This is a genomic window from Thermodesulfobacterium commune DSM 2178, assembly GCF_000734015.1.
Classification (GTDB): domain Bacteria; phylum Desulfobacterota; class Thermodesulfobacteria; order Thermodesulfobacteriales; family Thermodesulfobacteriaceae; genus Thermodesulfobacterium; species Thermodesulfobacterium commune.
The window spans coordinates 578,073-599,776 of the sequence record NZ_CP008796.1 but is presented as its reverse complement, the minus strand read 5'-3'; the positions used below and the strand labels follow the sequence as shown (position 1 = coordinate 599,776).

Genomic DNA, 21,704 nt, shown 5'->3' with positions numbered 1-21,704 from the left:
TTAGTCTTTAAAGACTCGAAAATATTTTATATACTCACTGGAAAGGTTTTTTAACGGATTTTCAATAATAGCAATCAACTTTCCCTTTGGGTTTAAAATCCTTATCCAGTCATGACTGGGAGATAAAGTAAGTTTTTGAAATTTTATAAAAGAGATAAAAGAAGAGGTATACATAGTTCTTCCTTCTTGTATACGTTTAGAAAAATCTTCACTTACAAGTATCTTGGGTAAAAATTCAAGGGCCTTTTCTACAGAGATTATTTTTTTTAATAACTCTCCGTAGTTTTCTTCAACAAGTCGCGATATTTCTTCTAAGGTTAAAGCTTCTTCTATTTTAAACACACTTTTCTGTATTCTTCTAAGTTTAGTCAAAGTTGCACCACATTCAAGCTTTTCTCCGAAACTGTTTATTATAGACCTGATATAGGTTCCTTTAGAACAGTGGACCTCAAACCTCACATAGGGTAGGTTGACTTCTAAAATGTCAAACCGAAAAATTTTAATTTTTTTAGGTTCTTTAGGGATAAGAAGACCATCTCTTGCATATTTATAAAGCGGTTTTCCTCTAAACTTGGCAGCAGAAAAAGGAGGGGGAGTCTGGTCTAATTCTCCTAAGAAGGTCTGAGCAACCTTTGTAAGATCTTCTAAAGAAAACTCAGGGACAGGTTTTTTAGCAACCACCTCTCCGGTAATATCAAAAGTAAGGGTGCTAATTCCTAATTGCATCTCCCCCTGGTAAATTTTATCACCTTCTAAGAAGATTTGGGCTACTTTGGTGGCCTTGCCAATTAATATAGGTAAAACTCCTGTAGCTATGGGGTCAAGGGTTCCCCCATGTCCGGCCTTTTTAACCTTTAAAATTTTTTTAACCTTTTCTAAGGTTTGGGTAGAGGTTAATCCCTCAGGTTTATCCACTACAAGAATTCCGTTTAATTCTTCATTTTTTTTCATAAAAACTCCTCAAAAACTCTTTAAATTCTATCAAAAACGTTTGAAGGTCCTCTATCTTAAGTTTAAACCCACTAGCGTATTTATGTCCTCCACCACCAAAATGTTTAGCAATCTCCAAAACCTCAAAAGGTTCTTTACCTCTTAAACTTACAGCTATGCTTCCTTTCTCAAATTCTTTTACGAAAGCTACTATATCAATTTCTTTTAAACTTTTTAAAAAATTGGCTATGTAACTAAGATCTTCTACAGGACTGTTTTCTAATTCTTCAACGGTAAGGTAAGAAATACCAAAAGAGGGTTTATTTGATATTATTTCTAAACGATCAAGGGCTATTTTTAGAAGGTTGGCTTCCTGTAAAGAAACTTGTTCAAAAAGTTGTTTGGCTATATACGAAGGGTTGGCCCCCTTTTCGCACAGTTCTTTGGCCACTTCAAAGGTATAGGCTTTTGTATTTTCATATTTAAACCCACCTGTGTCAAAATAAAGTCCAGCTAAAAGATTTTCAGCTATCTCTGAAGTAATCTCAGCTTTTAATTTTTTTAGAATTTCGAAAATAATGGCTGAGGTAGAAGGTGAGTTAGGGTCTACGATAAATAAAGTTTCTCCTTCAAAGGTATTTTCTTCTTTTTGATGATGGTCTATGATTACATATTCCTTAAAAAGTTTTAATCTTTCTGCTATGTTAGAAGCAATCCTTTTCGGAGAGGAAGCATCAAACAATATGACCAAAGCTTTATCAATTTGAGGCAAATTTTCTGGTAGGATAAACCATTGATAACCCTTTAAAAATTTGCTATTTTGGGGTATATGTTCTACCACAGGATAAAAGTTTTTCCCTTTTTGTTTTAAAAAAAACCCAAAGGATAACATAGAAGAAAGACCATCTATGTCTGGGTTTATATGGGTTACTAAGATAAAATGTTGGTTTTCTTCAATTTTTTGAAGAAGGGCTGTTAGATTAAACATCCTTTTTGATTCTGGAGATTTTATCAAACAGCATATTAAGTTGTTTTTCTTTTTCCTCTCTGTCGTCTAATCTAAATTCAAGGTCCGGCATGTATTTTATAGTAATTTTTTCTCCTATTAGTTTTTTGATATAACCTTTGGCACGATTGAGGGCCTTTTGAACCTCGTTAGGAGCAGTATCTCCATATACCCTAAAAAAGACTACCGCTTTTCTTAAGTCTCCACCTATTTTAACCTCAGTGATCGTAATGAATTGTTTGAAAATTGGATCGTTTAGTTCATACATCAAAATTTCTGTTATAACCTGTTGTAAAAGACTACCTACTTTTTCTGGTCTGTATGACATTGGTTTAAACCTTAATAGTTAATGAAATCTATCTCAGCTTTTATAATTTCTAACCTACCATCTTTTTGAATAAAAGTAAGGATGTCATTTATTTTACTATCAACTAATTTTTGGTCTTTTCCTACTACACTTAACCCTAAAACAGCTTTTTGCCAGAGGTCATGCTCGTCTACCTCGGCCAAAGACACCTTTCTGAACCTAGATTCTATCTTTTGAGTTAAGGCCTTTAATACTTGCCTCTTGGCTTTTAAAGAATTAGGTTCAGGAATAAAAAGTTCTATTTTTGCTATTCCAACTACCATTTAGAAAACCCTTTTAATTTAACTAGTTACTAGTTAAAGCTCCTGAGAAACCTTTTTCAACTCAAAGGTTTCCAGAAGATCTCCTTCCTTTATATCATTAAAACCTTCTATTCTAACCCCGCACTCATAACCAGCAGCTACCTCTTTGACATCTTCCTTGAATCTTCTAAGAGAGGCTATTTTACCTGTATAAACCACAACCCCGTCTCTTATTACCCTTACATTGTAGTTCCTGTTGATAACTCCTTCTTTGACATAACAACCAGCAACAACCCCTACCTTAGGTATCTTAAAGATAGCTCTTACTTCTGCTAAACCCTTTATTTCTTCTACGATTTCAGGTTCAAGTAATCCAGCCATTGCTTTCTTTACATCATCAGTAAGCTGATATATCACATCATAAAACTTAATATCTACTCGTTCTTTTTTAGCTAAATCTCGTGCTTGAGAGCTGGGTTTTACGTTAAAACCGATGACAATAGCATTTGAGGCTGAGGCTAACATTACATCACTTTCAGAAATAGCCCCTATGCCTGCACGGATGATGTTAACCTTTACTTTATCAGTAGAGAGTTTAAGTAAAGAGGCTTGTAAGGCTTCTAAAGTACCTTGGGTGTCGGCTTTTAAAACTATGTTTAATTCTTTAAGCTCACCTTCTTTTAGTTTTTCAAAAAGCTTTTCAAGAGAAATTTTGGCTTCTTTAGCTGTTTCAGCTTCTCTTGCCTTTCTTTGTCTATATTCTGCTATCTTTTTTGCTTTTTCTTCACTGTCTAGAACTATAAAGTCATCCCCAGCCTGAGGTAACTCTTCAAAACCTAAGACCTCTACAGGCATAGAAGGAGTAACTTCTTTAACCCTTTTCCCATAGCTATCAAACATTGCTCTTACTCTTCCATAGGTAAGCCCGGCTACAAAAATATCCCCTTCTTTGAGGGTTCCCTCTTGAACAAGCACCGTAGCTACCGGTCCTCTTCCTTTATCTAATTTACTTTCTATAATCCTTCCTCTTGCAGGTCTATCATAGGCAGCCTTGAGCTCTAACATTTCAGCTTGGAGAAGCACCAGCTCTAACAACTCGTTGATACCTATCTTGTTTCTTGCTGAAATGTTAGCCATTAAAGTATCGCCACCCCATTCTTCGGGAATCAACCCTAATTCAGCTAACTGAGATTTAACTCTTTCAGGGTTAGCTTCGGGTTTATCTATTTTATTGATAGCTACCACTATAGGAACTTTGGCTGCTTTAGCATGTTCTATAGCTTCTTTGGTTTGCTCCATCACTCCATCATCCGCAGCTACTACCAAAATTACTATATCTGTAACCTGAGCTCCCCTTGCTCTCATCGAGGTAAAGGCCTCATGTCCCGGTGTGTCTATAAAGGTGAGAGTTCTTCCATCCTCTAATTTTACCGTATAAGCACCAATATGCTGAGTAATTCCTCCGGCTTCTTTGCTGGCCACATCAGTCTTTCTGATAGCGTCTAAAAGAGTAGTTTTTCCATGGTCTACATGCCCCATAACCGTGATAACCGGAGGACGAGGTTTTAGCTCTTCTGGTGAAGGTGGAATATACTGTAAAAGAATTTCTTCCTCGATAGGAGCCCTTTCTATCTGATATCCAAATTCATCAGCCAGTATGGCCGCTATATCTGCATCTATAGACTGATTAGCGGTAACAGGCATGCCCATCTGTAAAGCCTTCTTGATGAGCTCGCTAACTTTAACCCCCATCATTTTAGCAAGTTCGCTAACTTGAATCGTTTCAAAAATTTTTATTTTTCTTTCTTTAGGAGGTAAAGTAGGTGGTCTGTCAGAAACTCTTTCTTTTTTGTCTTTTTCCTTAGGTTTTACTAATTCTACTTCAAGTTTTTCCTCAAAAAGGGTTGTTGGCTCCTCTTCTATAAAGAACTCGTCAATCCTCTCTTTTTCTCTTTTACCAAAAGCGCTTTTTTTCTTTGCTTTTTTCTTTTCTTCTCTAAAATCTTTTTCCTTTTTCTTCTTTTTAAAATCTTCTTTTTCTCCTATCTTTGGTTCTTCAGGTAAGACAATTTCTTCTTTGGGAGGAGAAACCACTGGTTGTTCTTTACCTTTAAAACCTCTTTCTTTTCTTGGCTTAAACTCAGTAACAACCCTTTTCTCATAAGAGGGTTGAGCAGTTTTTGGTTGAGAAGGCTCTGTAAGGGGCGTTTCAGTTTGAGAAAGTTCAAACCGAGAAACTTCTTGAATAGATGTTTCAAAACTTTCTACTTTTTCCTCTTTTAAAGCTTCAACCTCTAAGGAAACCTTATCACCTTTTTCTGTAGAAGGCTCTTCTATAAAAGAAGGTTTCTCCTCTTTGGTTTCTGATATGGTTTCTTCTAGTTTAAGTTTCTCTTCGACTTTAAGCTCTTCTGATATTTTTTTCTTTTTTAAGACAAGCTTTTTCTTTTTGGGTTGTTCCAGAGGTGGCTCTACACTTTCTACTTTAGGTTCTTCTGGTGTAATTTCTTCTTTGTTTTTTTCTTCAATCTCCTCTTTTCTAAACACGATTATTTCGTGTTTTTTACCATAAAGATTTCTTACCTTTTCGGCGTCTTCCTCCGACAAAGAGGAAAGAGTAGTTTTAACCGGAAAACCTTCGGCTTTAAGTTTTTTAACTAACTCTTTAGGTTCTATATGAAGCTCTTCTGCTAGTTCGGTAAGTTTAATCCTTTTTGTCATAATAACCCCTGTTTAAGTTTAAAGATACTTTTGGCTAAGGTTAAAGTTAACCAATTTAATTATATTATAAAAGATGACTTAAGTTTAATATCAAAGCACGAAAATTCAAGTCCTTCTTTTATTTTTATAAATTTAGATTAATATTATAAGACATGAGACAGGTTATCATCATCCCGGCACGCTATGGTTCTACACGGTTTCCAGGAAAACCTTTGATCCTAATAAATGGAAAACCAATGATACAACATGTTTATGAAAGGGCTTTAAGTTCAAAAATAAAAGAAATATGGGTAGCTACTGATGACGAAAGGATTTTTAAGGAGGTTTTAAGGTTTGGAGGCAAGGCTTTGATGACCGCTAAGACTCATATCTGTGGTACAGATCGAGTAGCTGAAGCTACTGAACTTCTCGGACTATCTCCAGAAGATATAGTAGTCAATCTTCAAGGAGACCAGCCTTTTTTTCCTTCAGAATATTTTCAACTTTTGATAGAGCCTTTGCTCTCTGGAAAGGCTAAAATGGCTACCCTCGCTACTCCTATAAAAACTGAAGAAGATCTCTATAACCCTAATAAAGTTAAAGTGGTTTTAGATCGTAAAGGCTATGCTCTCTATTTTTCAAGAAGCCTTATTCCTTACTTTAGACCTCCAGGAGAACCTCCTTTATACCTAAAACATATTGGTGTTTATGCCTATACAAAGGAATTTTTGGACCTTTTTGTTAAACTTCATCCAGGAAGCCTCGAATTCACAGAAAAGTTAGAGCAATTAAGAGCCCTTGAACACGGGTATAAAATAGCTGTAAACATAGTGCCCGAAGATGTACCTGAAGTAGACACTCCAGAAGATTTAGAAAAACTTACAAAACTTACAAAACTAAGAGGGATATCGTTATGAAAAGAGAACCCGCAGTAGCAGGATATTTTTATAGTAATAACCCTAAAGAATTAAAAGCACATCTTGCCGAACTGATAAAGTTTTCAGAACCCAAGATATCTGCTAAAGGGATAGTGGTTCCTCATGCAGGATATTTTTACTCAGGTGCGGTTGCAGGGGCTGTTTATGGTAAGATAATCCCTCCTGATATTGCTGTTATCCTTGGTCCTAATCATACAGGTATGGGGAAACCAATCGCTATCTTTAACGGAACCTCCTTTATCACCCCTTTAGGAGAGGCTAAAGTAAATAAAACCTTTGTTTCTCGTTTGTTAGAGCTTTGTCCTTTGGTCTCAGAAGACCTTCTAGCCCATGCCCATGAACATTCTATAGAAGTTCAGGTACCTTTTTTACAGTATCTAAACCCTGGGATAGAAATCGTAGCGATTTGTTTAAGATGGATTTCACTTAAGGAAATAAGAGAAGTTGGAGAGGCGTTGGCTAAAACCATACAGCTTTTTCCAGAAAAGAAAATTTTGATCGTAGCAAGCTCAGATTTTAGTCATTATGTGCCCCATGGCACAGCCAAACATAAAGATTCTTTGGCTATAAACGAAATCTTATCGTTATCTGAAGAAGCTCTTATAAGGACGGTAAAAGAAAACAACATATCTATGTGTGGAGTCATCCCGGTAGCAATAGCCATAGTTGCTTGTAAAGAGCTCGGAGCCACTCATGGAGAACTTATTGCTTATGCCACCTCTGGAGATATAATCAGAGATTATTCCTCAGTAGTAGGTTACGGAGGGATAATTTTATATTAATCAAATTTTTCTAAAGGGGGACTGTTAATGGCTGAAATAGTTACACGTTTCCCACCGAGTCCAACAGGACATCTACATTTAGGGGGAGCAAGGACTGCACTTTTTAACTGGCTTTATGCAAGGCATCACCAAGGGAAGTTTGTACTAAGATTAGAAGATACAGATAGAGAAAGGTCTAAAGAAGAATATGTTGTTTCTATCTTAGAGGCCTTAAAATGGTTAGGTCTTGACTGGGATGAAGGTCCTTATTTTCAGAGTCAAAGGATTGGTCTTTATAAACAATATGCTCAAAGGCTTTTTGAAGAAGGGAAGGCGTATTACTGTGAATGCCCCAAAGAGGTTTTAGAAGAAAAAAAGAAAAAAATGCTTGAAAACGGCCAAAAACCAAAGTATGACAAAACCTGCCGAAATAAAAATTTAGGTCCAGGGGAAGGGAGAGCTTTAAGGATTAAGGCCCCAGAATTTGGTGAAATCGTCTTTGAAGACCTTTTAAGAGGTAAGATTGTTTTCCCTGCCGAAGAGGTGGATGACTTTGTGATTTTACGTTCAGATGGGACCCCTACTTATCAGTTTGCGGTGGTGATTGATGATATCACTATGGGGATAACCCATGTAATAAGAGGAGATGATCATATTTCTAATACCCCAAAGCAGTTGATTATCTATGAAGCCCTTGGAGTTGAACCTCCTAAATTTGCCCATATTCCTATGGTCCTTGGCCCTGATGGGACTAAACTTTCAAAAAGACATGGGGCTAAATCCATCCTTGAATACAAAGAGGCAGGTTTCTTACCTAATGCTTTAATAAACTATTTGGCAAGACTTGGTTGGGGTTTTGGAGATCAGGAATATTTTACTGTAGAAGAACTTATAGAGAAATTTGACATAAAAGACGTAAACCTATCTCCTGCGCGTTTTGACCCAGACAAACTTTTAGCGGTTAATGCCTACTGGATAAAAAATAGCGATAACCGGTTTTTGCTTGAAAATCTTAAACCTTTTCTATCTAAGAAATATAGTCTTGATCAATTTTCCGAAGAATATTTGTTAGAGGCTATCGAGACCGTAAAAACAAGGGGGAAAACTTTAGTAGAACTTGCAGAAATGATGGATTTTTATCTCATAGAAGAGGTTATTTATGATCCAAATGGTGCAAAGAAGTTTCTCACACCTCAGATAGCTCCGGTATTAGAAAAGGTCTGCGAAGATTTAAAAACGTTAACTTTAGAAGATAAGGTTTTAGAGGATTATTTTCGAAATTTGGCTGAAACCCACGGTTTTAAACTAAAAGACATAGCCCAGGCCATAAGAATAGCCCTTACCGGAAAAACCGTTAGCCCCGGACTTTTTGAAATCATAAGGGTTTTAGGTAGAGAAAAAACTATTTATCGTATTAAGAAGGCGTTAGCTTATATTTTTGAAAATAGTTTTTAGATTATTTTACCACTTCTTTAAGTTTTCCGGTTAAGCTACCTATAAGGGGGAGTTTCCCCCTTATTTCTATAGGATATTTTTCTTTTTTAAGTAGATACACGGTAACCTTTCTGTTTCTGCTTAAAAGTTCACTGGTTTCTGGAAGTGTTATGTTAAGCTCTAAACAGGGTTCCTCTTTACCTTCATACATGCACGAGGTTTCTTTACTTAAGGCTATTTTGACAAACCTTCTGTTTTCTTTTACATAGACAGGAAATTCTACTTTAGGTTGGTTTAGATAGTCAACCAACCACGAATTTATAAAAGATGTAAGTTCATCGTAGATAGGGTAGGTTACATTTAAAGTTTCCCCTGAATTTTTTTCTATATTTCCTTTTTTTATATTTACTACTTGTCTTTCTTTATCAAAAAATATGGATTTTTTTCTTTCCTTTTCTTTGTCTTTTGAATAGATGTTGGTTTTAAAAGGATTTCCTTGGTCATCTAACCAGGTTTCCCATTTAGCATAATAGGGATAAACTACATTACCCAAGCCTGTGGTGTAAACTATGGCTGAATATTTTGAATTTTCTATCAATATTATCGTTTCTCCCAGCTTAAAAGGTCCGTAAAAAATTTCATATACAAGTTTTTTAGGTAAACTTACGATATCCTTAGACAATGTCGGTTCAGAAGCTTTTGTTTTTTCAGAAGCTTTCCAAAGCTCTGCTTTTTCGGTTAAGGTATCTTTTTTTTCTTGAGGGATGTTCTCTGTTTCTGAAACCGTTTTAGGTGTATCGATATCAGGTTGAGTAGAAGGCTGTTCTGAAGGTTGGGAGTTGTCTTTATTAAAAGGTTGAGGTCCAGAAGATGGAACCTCTTCTTTAAGGTTTTTCGTTTCAGATTCTTGAGAGGTTTCTTTTTTTGAGATGATTTTTGAGGGTTGAGATATAGTTTCTATTTTTTTTAAGTTTAAGTCTAAAAAATCTTCTGTGTAAGATATTAAGAAATGTTTAAAGGTCGGTAGAGCAAACATACCGAGGAATAGAGAAATATGTATAATTAAAGAAAAAATGAGAGAAGAAAGAAAAGGATGAATTTTATCTTTGCCATCGGTTTTCATGATATAATTTTAGCAAAAGTTTTTAGTTAAACCTTGACAAAACTATAACTTACTATAAATTTTAATCCAAAACTAAACAAAGGAAAGGGAGGGTAGCAAAGTGCCACATCACAAGTCTGCCAAAAAAGCGTTAAGACAGAGCGAAAAAAGAAGGTTAAGAAATCGAGCTTTTAAAAGCAGGGTGAAAACAGAGATTAAAAAGTTTTTAAATTATTTAAACGCTCATGACCTAGAAAAAGCTGAAGCTCAATTAAGAATCGTCCAAAGTTTGCTTCATAAAGGGGTTTCTAAAGGCATTTTCCATTGGAAAAAGGCTGCTAATAAAATCTCTAAACTTTTTAAAAAGTTCGAATCAGCCAAAAACAAAGCTACCACCCATTAAAATATTAAGAGGGGATGTAGCTCAGCCTGGGAGAGCGCCGGAATCGCACTCCGGAGGTCGGGGGTTCGAATCCCCTCATCTCCATTAGGTAGAAAATATCTTTTATTGTATTTTCCTATCTTGTTTCTAATTCTTCTTGGTTTCTTGATTGTTACCAATCATATTGGTACTCATTTTTCAAATTTGCTATCGTTAAAGTTTACTTTATATGCTTTTTAGCTTATGTTTTTTAAACTAAAAATTTTTTGACAATTCAAAAAATTTTGGTATATTTATAAAAACTTTACAAGGTGTTTTATGTTTGATTTTTTAAGAAAAGGCGCTACTTCAGTTTTTGCTAAGATCTTTTTAGCGGTAATTATTATTGTTTTTGTCTTTTGGGGTATCGGAAGTTTCGTTACTTCAGAAAAAGACCTCGTTGCTAAAGTAAACGGGATTTCTATCACAGGCAAAGAATTTCAAGAGTTTTACAACTTTCAGTTGTTTCGTTTAAAGCAAACCTTTGGTGAAATTAGCGAAGAAGACCTTAAAAAACTTAATCTAAAAAAAGAAGTCCTTGATGAACTTATCAAACTAAAACTCTTAGAAGATTATGCTAATAAAATAGGTCTCAAGATTTTACCAGAAGAAGTGAGCCTTAGCATAGCTCAAATTCCATCTTTCCAAGAAAACGGAAGGTTTAATCCCCAAAAATATCAGATGGTATTAAGAGAGTTAGGTACTACCCCAAAGTTTTTTGAAAAACTTGTTTATTATGACATTTTGCAACAACGATTAAAACTTCTTTTGACAACTCCTATTGTGGTTTCAGAAGAAGAAGTTAAAGATTATTTGAGGTTTGCAAAACAGGAAATTGAGTTGTTAGAAGGTATTTTACCCCTTAAAGCTTGTATAGAAAAGATTAATCATACAGAAAAAGACTTGGAAAATTATTATCTTACCCATAGAGATATTTATAAAGAAGAAGAAAAGATTAAGCTGGCTTATCTTTTTATTCCTTATGACACTTCTTCAGAAGTAACAGAGGCTGAGCTTAAAAGGTTTTATGAACAAAATTTAGATCGTTTTAAGAGGCCTTTTAGTGCTAAGATTAAAACTTTGTTGGTTGAAGCCACAGATGATACTTCCTTAAAAAAAGCTCAAAAAATCATAGAAGAAACAAAACATGCCAAGGACCTTAAGGTTCCTGCTAAATGGGTAGAAGAAGGGGTATTGTCAGAAGAAATAAAAACTGCACTTAAACAAAGCAAGGAAGGGCAGGTTTTAGGACCTTTTAAGGTTTCTTCTGGATATTTAATCATAGGAGTTGAGGCTATCAAGCCAGAAGGAATAGCTTCCTTTGAGGAAGTAAGAGAGGATATTTATAAATTTTTAAAAACAGAAAAAACAAGAAAGGTTACCCAGGAAAAGGCTAACAAGATTTATTCTGAAGTTATGAAAGAAAACGATTTAAAAATATGGGCAGAAAAAAATAAAATTAAACTTTTTGAAACCAATTGGTTAACTAAAAAAGAATTTTTAGACCAGTTTCAAAATTTTCAACTTGCCAAAAAGGTTTTTGAAGCCCCTAAAAGAGAATTTTTTGCTCCTTTGGAAACTTCTAAAGGGTTTGTGATCTTAGAAATTATTGATAAAAAACCCGCAAGGTCTTTAGAGTTCGCTGAAGCAAAAGAAAAGGTTAAGCAGGACTACCTTAATAGTAAAGGAAAGGAGTTGTGTGAGCAAAAAGCTAAAGCCCTTTTAGAAAAATTAAAATCAAAAACAGAGATAACTAAAGAAGTTTTTGAAAAAGAAGGATTTCAGACCAAAGAATATCGTTTAACCAGGATGGAGATTCCTCAAAAATTTTCTTCTAACATAGCCCAGTTGATTGCTAACCCAGGTTCTTCTAAAGTAATAGACAATATCGTGTGGGACAGAGGGGATCTTAAAATTTTTGCCATAAAAAGCATTAAAGAGTTTAACGGCACGATTGAAGATGCAGAAATTCAACAGGCATCTTCGGTTCTTCTAACTCAAAAAAGAGATAATTGGTTTAAAGAATGGTATCAGAGCTTGGTGAAAAAATCGAAAATAAAAACTTATTCTCTGTTTGAAAAATTTTAGATGATGTCTTGTTATAAAGTTTTTAAAGATAGATAATAAGGGGGGTTTATGCCTAAAAGGACAGACATAAAAAAGATTCTAATCATAGGTTCAGGGCCTATTGTTATAGGGCAGGCTTGTGAGTTTGATTATTCTGGAAGTCAGGCTTGTAAGGCTTTAAAAGAAGAGGGTTATGAAATAGTTTTGGTTAATTCTAATCCAGCTACCATCATGACCGATCCTGAGATGGCAGATCACACATATATAGAACCTTTGACTCCTGAGGTAGTAGAACACATTATAAAGGAAGAACGGCCTGATGCTTTACTTCCTACTTTAGGAGGTCAAACAGGTTTAAACATAGCCTTTGCTTTAGCTAAAAAAGGAGTTCTTGAAAAGTATAACGTTGAACTGATAGGAGCAAACGCTAAAGCTATAGAAAAGGCTGAAAGTAGAGAGCTTTTTAGAAAAGCGATGGAAAACATAGGATTAAAAATACCAAAGAGTTTTATAATTACTTCTTTAAACGAAATAGAAAAGGCAGCCAAAGAACTGGGTTTTCCTATTATAGTCAGACCAAGTTTTACGTTAGGCGGAACAGGAGGAGGGGTAGCTTATAATATAGAGGAGTTAAAAGAAATCGCAGAAAAAGGTTTAGAAATGTCTCTTATCCATCAAGTAATGTTAGAGGAGTCAGTTCTTGGATGGAAAGAGTTTGAGCTTGAGGTGATGAGAGATTTTAAAGATAATGTGGTCATCATTTGTTCTATAGAAAACTTTGACCCTATGGGAGTTCATACCGGAGATTCTATTACTGTAGCCCCGGCGCAGACCTTATCCGATGTAGAATATCAGAGGATGAGATCAGCTGCACAGGCTATCATCAGAGAGATAGGGGTAGAAACTGGAGGGTCAAACATTCAGTTTGCGGTTAATCCTAAAAACGGGGAAATGGTTGTAATAGAGATGAATCCCAGGGTTTCCAGGTCTTCGGCTTTGGCAAGTAAAGCTACAGGATATCCTATAGCCAAAATTGCTGCCAAACTGGCTGTAGGTTATACCTTAGATGAGTTATCTAACGACATCACTAAAGAGACAAAAGCCGCATTTGAACCTACGATCGACTACGTGGTGGTAAAGATACCCAGGTTTACCTTTGAAAAATTTCCAGAATCCCCAGACGAGCTTACTACCTCTATGCGTTCTGTTGGGGAGACGCTGGCTATAGGCAGGACTTTTAAAGAGGCTTTACAAAAGGCTATAGCAGGGCTTGAGATAGGCAGATTTGGATTTGGGGCTGATGGAAAATCTCCCTCAGACAACGATGTAATACTTCCTAAAGAAATCATCAAGGAAAAGTTAGTCAAACCTAACAGTCAAAGATTGTTTTACATAAGAGAGGCCTTTAAGTCAGGATTTAGCATAGAGGAAATCTACAATCTTACTTACATCGATCCTTGGTTTTTATATCATCTAAAAGAAATTTTTGACAAAAGCGAAAAAATAAAAGGGAGATCTTTAGAAAGTTTAACCGCAGAGGAGCTAAGGGAACTCAAACAGATGGGATTTACTGATTACCAAATCGGATTTCTTACTAATACCAATCCTCAAAAAGTAAGAGAATACAGAAAATCTTTAGGGGTAAAACCTACCTTTAAACTTATAGATACCTGTGCAGCTGAGTTTGAAGCCTATACCCCTTATTTTTATTCTACATATGAAGTTGAAAATGAAAGCCGGGCTACAAAAAATCGAAAAGTTCTTATCATAGGTGGAGGGCCTAACAGGATAGGGCAAGGTATAGAGTTTGACTATTGTTGTGTTCATGCTTCTTTAGCTTTAAGGGAAAAAGGTATCGAAGCTATCATGGTTAACTCAAACCCTGAAACAGTCTCTACCGATTATGACATTTCAACCAGGCTGTATTTTGAACCTTTAACCTTAGAGCATATCCTGAACATCTATGAAGAAGAAAATCCAGACGGGGTAATAGTTCAGTTTGGAGGGCAAACCCCTCTTAACCTTGCGTTACCGCTTTACAAAGCAGGAGTAAAGATACTGGGTACATCTCCTGAAAACATAGACAGGGCAGAAAACAGAGAAAAGTTTGAACAACTTCTTGAAAAGTTAAATCTTAGAAGGCCCAAAGCAGGGACTGCTTATAGTGAAGAAGAGGCTATTAAAGTAGCTAATCAAATCGGTTATCCCTTGCTTGTCCGTCCTTCTTATGTGTTAGGTGGAAGGGCGATGAGAATAGTCTATTCAGAAAAAGAGTTGAAAGAGTTTATAGCTACAGCTGTTAAGGTAAACCCAGAACATCCGATTTTAATCGACAAGTTTTTAGAGGATGCCATAGAAATCGACGTAGATGCTATCTCCGACGGAGAAACGGTGGTAGTAGCAGGTATTATGGAGCACATAGAAGAAGCAGGTATTCACTCTGGAGATTCTGCTTGTATCTTACCTCCTCTTCATATCTCACCTAAACTTTTAAACGAAATCAAAGAAGCTACAAAATTGCTTGCTAAAGAATTGGAGGTAAAAGGTTTAATAAATATTCAATTTGCTATCAAAGACAACGAACTCTATGTGTTAGAGGTGAATCCAAGGGCTTCAAGAACTGTACCTTTTGTGTCTAAGGCTATCGGAGTACCTTTGGCTAAACTTGCTACCTGGATTATGTTAGGCTATTCACTAAAGGAAATAGGGTTTACGAAAGAAGTGGTGCCTCCTTATTACTGTGTAAAAGAAGTGGTCTTTCCTTTTAAAAGATTTCCTAAGGTAGACGTAATCCTTGGTCCTGAAATGAAGTCTACAGGGGAAGTTATGGGAATAGATTGGGACCCAGCTTTAGCTTATGCTAAAGCACAACTTGCTGCAGGTATGAAGCTTCCCTCCTCTGGTACGGTTTTTATTTCAGTAAAAGACGAAGATAAACCTCTGACCATACCTATAGCTAAAACCTTACAAGAGTTAGGATTTAACTTGATAGGTACAGAGGGGACCTGTAAATTTCTCTCCTCTTTCGGAATAAAAATAAAAGAAGTACCCAAGATCTCAGACCTAAGAAGACCTAATATTTTAGACCTTATCAAGAATAAAGAGATAGTGCTTGCGATTAATACAGCCAAAGGTAAGGAAAGCAAAGAAGATGCCTACCTTATCAGAAGGTATACGATGGAATTAGACATTCCCTATGCTACCACCTTATCTTGTGCTAGGGCTATGGTTGAAAGTATTAAACGGTTAACGATGAAATCTTTCTCTTTTTCTTCTCTACAAAAATATTATAGCTACCTTGATTATAGTTTTTATAAAAGATAAAGGATTTCTCCAGTTGAAACCTCGATAAGACCTTCCTCAGAATTTAGGATTAAACTGCCATAGGGAGTAATTTCAGTTACTTGAGCTATGAGGTAATCATCCAGGTCTATGTTATATCCGTAGCCTACACACCTTCCTAAGGTATCTGTAAATTGTTTGAAATCTTCTATTACCAGATTAGTTACCGACTCTTCATCCCTGATTTTTTGTTCAAACCATCTTAAAAATCCAAAATAATATCTTAGCCAATAGACCAAAATTTCTAGCAATTCCAAGATGGAGACTTCTTTCTTTAGTAAATTGCCAAAACTTTCCGAGGGTATACCTTTAGGAAGAGGGTTGTTAACGTTTATACCTAATCCTATAATATACCATTCATTATACCTTTCTATTAAAACTCCACCCAGTTTTTTTCCGTTTATATGAAGGTCGTTTATCCATTTAACCTTAGCTTTAGTAATCCCCAAATGTTTAGCACATCTTACCATGGCAAGACCAGGTATGAGAGATATCAAAGAGGCATGTTCTTCGAAAAACTCATCGTACAAGCTTAAGGATAACCAGAGTCCCCCTTTTTCAGCAAACCATTTTCTGTCAAACCTACCTTTAGCCTCAAGAAGCATATCTGCTCGTATAATCCTTCCATTGGCTGTTCGGGGATATAAGTTTATGAACTTTTTAGCTGCTTCCATAGCTCGAGGAAGGGTAGGGAAATGCCAGATTTCTTGACCTATCTCTGGAAAAAGTTTAGAAAAATCAAAGTCAAAAGGATGTTTTATAAGGGCCACTCTTCCCTTATACGGGAAACTATCTTTTCTAAATAAGGAAGTTGCTCTTCAGGGCAAAGTCCAATTAAGGGTTGCCCTCTTTCAACCAGTTGAAAGGGTTTGAAATAGATATTATAGATTAAAAACACACCGTCTTCTTCAAAAAAAATAGGAGTCTCACGCTTCATAAAGGTCATGATTAAAAGTTCATCTCCCTTTTTTATTTTCACTTTATAGAGTCCTTCTTTTTCTATTTTGGCCGCTAACCCAGGACTTAACACATACTTTGCCGTTTCAGGAGCTTTTACAAGGTAAAGCGCAGAAAGTAAAATTTCAGAAATTATTTCCTGTTGAGAAAGTGGATGTTTAATTTCAAGTATTGTTTCCTCAGCCTCAACAAACCTATTTAAAAGGTCTGTCCTTAAGTTTTGTACCCATCCATTTATATGAGCTCTTATAGTTTTTAAATTTTTTTCCCTTTCTAAAACAAAAAGAGGGGTACCTGGTTTTTCTAACCACTTACCAGAAGGACCTTTTACCTCATCTCCTTCTTTTACCAAAAATTCTCTTATATAACCGGTGTGTATGGTATTCACTTTAAAAATTTTATAGGGGTTGGCTTTAAACTTTTGGAGAATAACGTTAAGGTGTTCGTACTCGATCTTCATGGTTTATTACCTACCATCTGTAGTATAGGTTTTTGCCTCCCATCGTAAGTAAAGCGGTAAAAAGCTTTTTCCTTAGTTCTCTTCTGTCCCAAATACCCTGGATATGCCCTCTTTTTAATGCATTTTCTGCACTATGATAATCTGGAGGCACATCTTGCCCTGTGGTTTCCTTGATAACTCGTGGGCCTGCAAATCCTAAACGAGTAGATTTTAAAGCGAACTGATAAGGTGCTGATCCTAAGAAGCTCGCTACAGGCCCAGCATAGGAGTTGTTATCATAAACAACGATGTAAAGCCCTCCTTCATCTACGTAATCCCTTACTGCCATGGTACATCTGGGCATTTGTACCACACCAAGGGTCCCTTCATGTATCCTTATACCTCCGGTAGTATGCACCAAAGCTAAAAATGGACGTCTGGTAAGTTTAGCTAATTCTATCGCCCTGATAAACTTTTCACCTTCTGCTACCCCTACAGTACCCTGTCTAAACTCAGCTATCAACATTACCGCTATCAAAGAGATACCACCAATTTTGGCCTCAAAAGATATAAGACTAGAATTTAGCCCTGTTTTTTCTCTTGCAGCTTTTAGTTTTTCCGCATACCCTTCAAACTCTAATGGATTGGTTGAAGCAATCTCATCGTTAAAGGTACGGATACTGTTTTTATCAAAAATGTTGTTAAGATACCATTTATACTCTAAAGGAAAATGATATCCACAGTTAGGACAAACCCCACAAAACTCTCCATAAAGGTCTGGTACCCAAAGGTCAGGGCAACTATATTTTTCAGACTGAGGACAAGTAATCGTTTTATCTTCTAAAGCTAAAGGACTTATGTAGGTTGGGATGTCATCGTCTTGTAAAGAGTGAGTAACAAGTTTAGCACCGGTTTTTTTCCCTACGATTAGGTTGTAGACCGTTTTTATAGGGTCAGAAACTGGTTTTAAAAGCAGGGTCGATTCACTGGTTAATTCGTTTAAAAACTTTTTAAATGTTTTTTGCCCTTGTTTTAAAATTTTGTAATTTATTTCATTTTTCAACTTTATGCTTATAGTATGTCCTAAGTCAAAGAAAGATTTGAAAAGAGTCTTATTTTCATGTATGGCCCATTGGGTCATTTTTCTGTATTTTTTATATCGATTTTCTATTAGGATTTCTATCTCATCTTCGTCTAAATCCCAGTTTACATAATACTTAAAATTTTCTGTTTCTTGTTTAGAGGCAGCATATTTTCTTAAAAATTTAATACTTCTTGTTTGAAGGATAACTTCGTCTGTCGCTCTTATCAATTCAATCTTTAATCTTTTAAAAAATTCATAGTCCTTTCTTCTGGCTCCAAGTAATGGTTCTGGAACGATTCTATCTATGTTTCCAAACTTAAGGTTATCTTTTGCGGTAAGCTTAAGAGCTTTTGCACATTTTTCTACTAGTTCTCTTGGAGGACGCCCATCACTTATTTTTGCCTCTATCGCAGCAGCTCCTTCTGGGCTTATGACAGAGTAGTATCCTTTTTCAGCCATCAACCTCATATCGGCAAGCCCTATAGCTTCAGCTCCTCCGGAACCTCCCTCTGAAATAAAGGATATGATTGGCACTCTCAGTTTTGCCATATGATAAAGGTTTTTGGCAATCTGCTGAGCAGCACCTGGATAATCTTCGATGGGATAAGCACCAGGAGTAAAAATAAAGAAATGAATAGGAATCCCTTCTGTTTCTGCCATTTTCATATAACGCAGGGCTTTTTCATTCCCCCAAGGTTTAGCACTACCTCCTTCTCTAAACTCCTCTCCGTGTCCTTTTTCGTGGCCTATTACCATTACCTGATGGAAGAAAATCTCGTCTCCTACTTTTCTTACAAGCATAGCCTTAGCACATACTATAGCAGGATCTATATTTATTTCTCCTTCCCCTCCAAGTTCCATATAGGAGTCATAAACGTTTTCTAGAATGTCCTGCAAGGTAAACCTTTGATGATGTCTGGTGATTTTTACTATCTCATAAGGAGTAAGAGTTTTTTCTCCTTGCTCTAAAAGAATATCAAGCTGTTCTTTAGTTTTTTTAACAAAATCTTCTAAATAAGAAGGCTCGTATTGATAAAAATTATCATAAACCTCAGAAATTTTATTTATCAGAGAGGTTATCTCAAAAAAGTCTTCTCCTTTGATGTCCCTTATGTAAGTAGCTGTTTCTAAAAGATTTTTTAAAGTTTTATAGAGTTCTATCTTCATAGGCCTTAAGCCTCGAGAAATTTATAAAGAAATTCTGTTTTTTCCTTTAAAAAAGAAATGTTGGTTTTTAACTTTTTTCCATCAGGGGTAACCCCTTCTATGATAACTTGGTCTAAAAGGGTTAAACCTCTTTTTTTGGCTTCTTCAAAGTTTTCTCCGTAAACGATAGCTAAAGCAAGGTTTGGGTCAAACTGAGTAGGAATGGTGTAAGGTTTATCTTGAGGTACATGGGTTCTCATCGTAAGCCAAGGCACTTCCGGCCAGCTAAACTTGGTTATAGTTCCACTTAGAGGAATAAAACCTCTTTTAGTATCTTCTGCAATCAAACGGTATTCTATACTTGTTCCTTTAAACTCGATGTCTTTTTGTGAATATCCTAATTTTTCTCCAAAAGCTACCCTTATCTGTTCCTTTATAAGGTTTACCTGTTTATTCCTAATAAAGGATATCTTGGCAGAAATTTCATTTTCCACCTGAATCCTGGTATTAACCTCCATCAGGTAGTACTTACCATCGGGAGTAATCAGCCATTCCCAGGTTCCTACGCTATCATAATTAAAGGCTTTAGCAAGTTTTATGGAGTAATTAATGATTGCTTCTTCTACCTTTTTAGGGTCAAAACTGTAGGGTTCTTGAAAGGAAAAACCTGGGGCTATTTCGATCCTTTTTTGTTTATGAGGACTTTGAATGGTACAGTTTCTGGTTCCAAAGTGTACATATTCTCCATGTTTACTTCCTAAAAGCTGTACCTCTAAATGTTGAAAAACAGGTATTTTCCCTTCTATGATAACTCCTTCGTCCCCAAAAAGTCTCTTGGCATAAGCTCTGATTTTTCTAAAAGTAGGTCTAAGTTCTTCCAAACTTTTAACCTCTTCGATCCCCATTCCTCCGCCACCAGCTACAGCCTTTACCAGAAGGGAAGGTTTTTGAATCCCTAAGGAAGCAAGTTCTTCCAAAAGCTCTTCAGCTTTAAGCTCAGCTTCAATTTCGTTATATACAGGCTCTGTGGTCCCTGGAATAACAGGAATACCAAGGTCTTTCGCAAGTTTCTTCATAAAAAGTTTATTTCCCAAATCCCTGATTGCCTCCCAGGAAGGTCCTACAAAAATCAAAGGTCTTGACCTTTTGACCACCCTTCTTGCAAAACGAAAGTTTTCTGAAAGAAACCCATATCCTGGATGTATAGCCGTACACCCAGACTCGTCTGCTACAGCCAAAAGGTCGTTCATGTCGCGATAATCACAGATACGGTATTTTTCTTTGGCATATCTTACATGTAGAGACTCTTCATCTTCCTTGGTGTAAACCGCTACATAATCAATACCTAAATCTTTACAAGCTTCCATTATACGTAAAGCAATCTCTCCTCTGTTAGCAATCAATATTTTATCTTTCATAAATCAGTCCTATTTATCGAAAGGATTTTTTAATAAAAAACAACTTTCTCTCTCAGGGCCAAAGGATAAAAGGGCTATAGGAACTTCAAGATACTGTTCTATAAATTTAATGTAGTTTTTAGTCGCTTCCGGAAGCGCATCGAAATTTTTTATCTGGCTAATGTCTTCTTCCCATCCAGGAAGTTCTTGGTAGATAGGTTCCACTTTTTTGAGTTTTTCGAGCTCTGAAGGAAAGAAATCTATAATTTGACCTTCATATTTATATCCTACACAGAGTTTTAAAGTTTTAAGTCCAGACAACACGTCAAGCTTGGTAATAGCTAAGTAAGTAAGACCGTTTAGTCGTACTGCGGTTTTTACCATCACCAAATCTAACCATCCACACCTTCTTGGTCTACCGGTGGTGGCCCCGTATTCTCCACCTCTTTCTCTTAAAAGTTCTCCTATTTCATCGTGGAGTTCAGTAGGAAAAGGCCCTTCTCCTACTCGAGTAGTGTAAGCTTTGACTATTCCTAAAACTGAGTTGATCTCTGTAGGTCCTAAACCACTTCCACAACAGGCGTTTCCTGCTACGGTATTGGAAGAGGTCACATAAGGGTAGGTGCCATGGTCTATGTCTAGAAAAGTTCCTTGAGCTCCCTCAAAAAGTATATTTTTACCAGCTTTCTGAGCATTCCATAACAGTTGAGAAACATCTGCAAGATAAGGTTTTAAATATTCTCCAAAGGCTAAATATTTTTCATATATTTCTTCAAACTTTAAAGGTTCTGCGTTTAAATAACTTAACAGAAAATTTTTTTCTTCTAAAATTTTTTTCAGTTTTTCTTTAAAGGTTTCAGGATACGTAAGGTCTATTAACCTGAACCCTTTTCTCGCTACTTTATCCTCATAACAAGGGCCTATTCCCCTACAGGTAGTCCCTATTTTATTTTCACCAGCTTTTGCTTCTCTTGCTATATCTAAGGCTTTATGATAAGGCATGATAGTTTGAGCTTTTTCACTTATTATAAGTTTCTTAGGAGAAAGGTCTAAACCTTCTTTTTTTAACTTTTCTATCTCGTTTATCAAAACCTCTGGGTCCACAACCACTCCATTTCCGATAACACAAACCGTATTAGGTCTGAAAATTCCAGAAGGGATAAGATGAAGTATATGTTTTTTTTTATTGATAACTAAAGTATGTCCCGCGTTATTTCCTCCCTGAAACCTAACTACAAAATCTGCTTGCTCAGTAAGAACATCAACCACCTTTCCTTTACCTTCATCCCCCCATTGTGTGCCAACCACAACCAAGGTGGGCATACTTTCCCTCCTAAAAAAGTCTCCCAAAAATTGAATTATACCATAAAA

Annotated in this window: 17 protein-coding genes and 1 tRNA gene; 7 read left to right on the top strand and 11 right to left on the bottom strand. The window is 36.1% G+C overall.

Annotated features, from left to right (window positions below):
- The 5 genes from truB to infB are packed head-to-tail and all read right to left on the bottom strand — an operon-like array spanning nucleotide 1 to nucleotide 5,266.
- Nucleotides 1-951 (bottom strand): tRNA pseudouridine(55) synthase TruB, encoded by a 951-nt coding sequence (gene truB / locus HL41_RS03055; protein ID WP_051754463.1) that lies wholly within the window; start codon nucleotides 949-951, stop codon nucleotides 1-3.
- Nucleotides 938-1,918 (bottom strand): DHH family phosphoesterase, encoded by a 981-nt coding sequence (locus tag HL41_RS03050; RefSeq protein ID WP_038061854.1) that lies wholly within the window; start codon nucleotides 1,916-1,918, stop codon nucleotides 938-940. Before HL41_RS03050 ends, truB begins: the two co-directional genes overlap by 14 nt.
- On the bottom strand, nucleotides 1,911-2,264 hold the full coding sequence (gene rbfA / locus HL41_RS03045; RefSeq protein WP_051754462.1) for a 30S ribosome-binding factor RbfA: 354 nt from the start codon (nucleotides 2,262-2,264) through the stop codon (nucleotides 1,911-1,913). Before rbfA ends, HL41_RS03050 begins: the two co-directional genes overlap by 8 nt.
- A gap of 11 nt (nucleotides 2,265-2,275) precedes the next feature.
- The gene (locus tag HL41_RS03040; RefSeq protein WP_022855820.1) at nucleotides 2,276-2,566 is read right to left on the bottom strand and encodes a DUF503 domain-containing protein; all 291 of its coding nucleotides are present in this window, start codon (nucleotides 2,564-2,566) and stop codon (nucleotides 2,276-2,278) included.
- A gap of 33 nt (nucleotides 2,567-2,599) precedes the next feature.
- Nucleotides 2,600-5,266 (bottom strand): translation initiation factor IF-2, encoded by a 2,667-nt coding sequence (infB, locus tag HL41_RS03035; RefSeq protein WP_038061857.1) that lies wholly within the window; start codon nucleotides 5,264-5,266, stop codon nucleotides 2,600-2,602.
- Nucleotides 5,267-5,418: 152 nt separating this feature from the next.
- On the opposite strand from infB, the gene kdsB reads away from it, so the two are divergent.
- From kdsB to gltX, 3 genes are read left to right on the top strand one after another with little or no spacing between them, the layout of a single operon-like run.
- Nucleotides 5,419-6,162 (top strand): 3-deoxy-manno-octulosonate cytidylyltransferase, encoded by a 744-nt coding sequence (gene kdsB, locus HL41_RS03030; protein ID WP_038061861.1) that lies wholly within the window; start codon nucleotides 5,419-5,421, stop codon nucleotides 6,160-6,162.
- Entirely contained in the window at nucleotides 6,159-6,965 is an 807-nt protein-coding gene (gene amrB, locus HL41_RS03025) for an AmmeMemoRadiSam system protein B (protein ID WP_038061864.1), read from the top strand. The genes kdsB and amrB overlap by 4 nt, the downstream gene beginning before the upstream one ends.
- Before the next feature lie 27 nt (nucleotides 6,966-6,992).
- Nucleotides 6,993-8,399 carry a glutamate--tRNA ligase gene (gltX, locus tag HL41_RS03020; RefSeq protein WP_038061867.1) on the top strand — a complete coding sequence of 469 codons (1,407 nt, stop codon included), beginning with the start codon at nucleotides 6,993-6,995 and terminating at the stop codon, nucleotides 8,397-8,399.
- Nucleotide 8,400: 1 nt separating this feature from the next.
- Here the strand turns inward: gltX and HL41_RS03015 are convergent, their stop codons facing one another.
- Nucleotides 8,401-9,501: a DUF3108 domain-containing protein gene (locus tag HL41_RS03015; RefSeq protein ID WP_038061870.1), complete on the bottom strand. Its 1,101-nt coding sequence runs from the start codon at nucleotides 9,499-9,501 to the stop codon at nucleotides 8,401-8,403.
- 100 nt (nucleotides 9,502-9,601) lie between these two features.
- Between HL41_RS03015 and rpsT the strand changes: the two genes are divergently transcribed.
- The 4 genes from rpsT (at nucleotide 9,602) to carB (ending at nucleotide 15,292) form a co-directional block, all read left to right on the top strand.
- Entirely contained in the window at nucleotides 9,602-9,883 is a 282-nt protein-coding gene (gene rpsT, locus HL41_RS03010) for a 30S ribosomal protein S20 (protein WP_038061873.1), read from the top strand.
- A gap of 10 nt (nucleotides 9,884-9,893) precedes the next feature.
- Nucleotides 9,894-9,967, top strand: a tRNA-Ala gene (locus HL41_RS03005).
- A 213-nt stretch (nucleotides 9,968-10,180) separates the two neighbouring features.
- Complete coding sequence (locus tag HL41_RS03000) at nucleotides 10,181-11,989, top strand: SurA N-terminal domain-containing protein (protein WP_038061875.1); 1,809 nt, start codon at nucleotides 10,181-10,183, stop codon at nucleotides 11,987-11,989.
- A 48-nt stretch (nucleotides 11,990-12,037) separates the two neighbouring features.
- The gene (gene carB / locus HL41_RS02995; protein ID WP_038061878.1) at nucleotides 12,038-15,292 is read left to right on the top strand and encodes a carbamoyl-phosphate synthase large subunit; all 3,255 of its coding nucleotides are present in this window, start codon (nucleotides 12,038-12,040) and stop codon (nucleotides 15,290-15,292) included.
- On the opposite strand, the gene HL41_RS02990 is transcribed toward carB, so the two are convergent.
- From HL41_RS02990 to HL41_RS02970, 5 genes are read right to left on the bottom strand one after another with little or no spacing between them, the layout of a single operon-like run.
- Nucleotides 15,280-16,080 (bottom strand): biotin--[acetyl-CoA-carboxylase] ligase, encoded by an 801-nt coding sequence (locus HL41_RS02990; protein WP_038061882.1) that lies wholly within the window; start codon nucleotides 16,078-16,080, stop codon nucleotides 15,280-15,282. The genes carB and HL41_RS02990 overlap by 13 nt on opposite strands.
- On the bottom strand, nucleotides 16,068-16,727 hold the full coding sequence (locus HL41_RS02985; protein WP_038061885.1) for a hypothetical protein: 660 nt from the start codon (nucleotides 16,725-16,727) through the stop codon (nucleotides 16,068-16,070). The genes HL41_RS02990 and HL41_RS02985 overlap by 13 nt, the downstream gene beginning before the upstream one ends.
- Before the next feature lie 10 nt (nucleotides 16,728-16,737).
- On the bottom strand, nucleotides 16,738-18,957 hold the full coding sequence (locus tag HL41_RS02980) for an acetyl-CoA carboxylase carboxyl transferase subunit alpha/beta (RefSeq protein ID WP_081856460.1): 2,220 nt from the start codon (nucleotides 18,955-18,957) through the stop codon (nucleotides 16,738-16,740).
- A gap of 5 nt (nucleotides 18,958-18,962) precedes the next feature.
- Nucleotides 18,963-20,354: a biotin carboxylase N-terminal domain-containing protein gene (locus tag HL41_RS02975; protein ID WP_038061887.1), complete on the bottom strand. Its 1,392-nt coding sequence runs from the start codon at nucleotides 20,352-20,354 to the stop codon at nucleotides 18,963-18,965.
- 9 nt (nucleotides 20,355-20,363) lie between these two features.
- A complete protein-coding gene (locus HL41_RS02970; protein WP_038061889.1) occupies nucleotides 20,364-21,656 on the bottom strand; it encodes an adenylosuccinate synthase in 1,293 nt (430 codons plus the stop codon).
- Nucleotides 21,657-21,704: the final 48 nt, after the last annotated feature.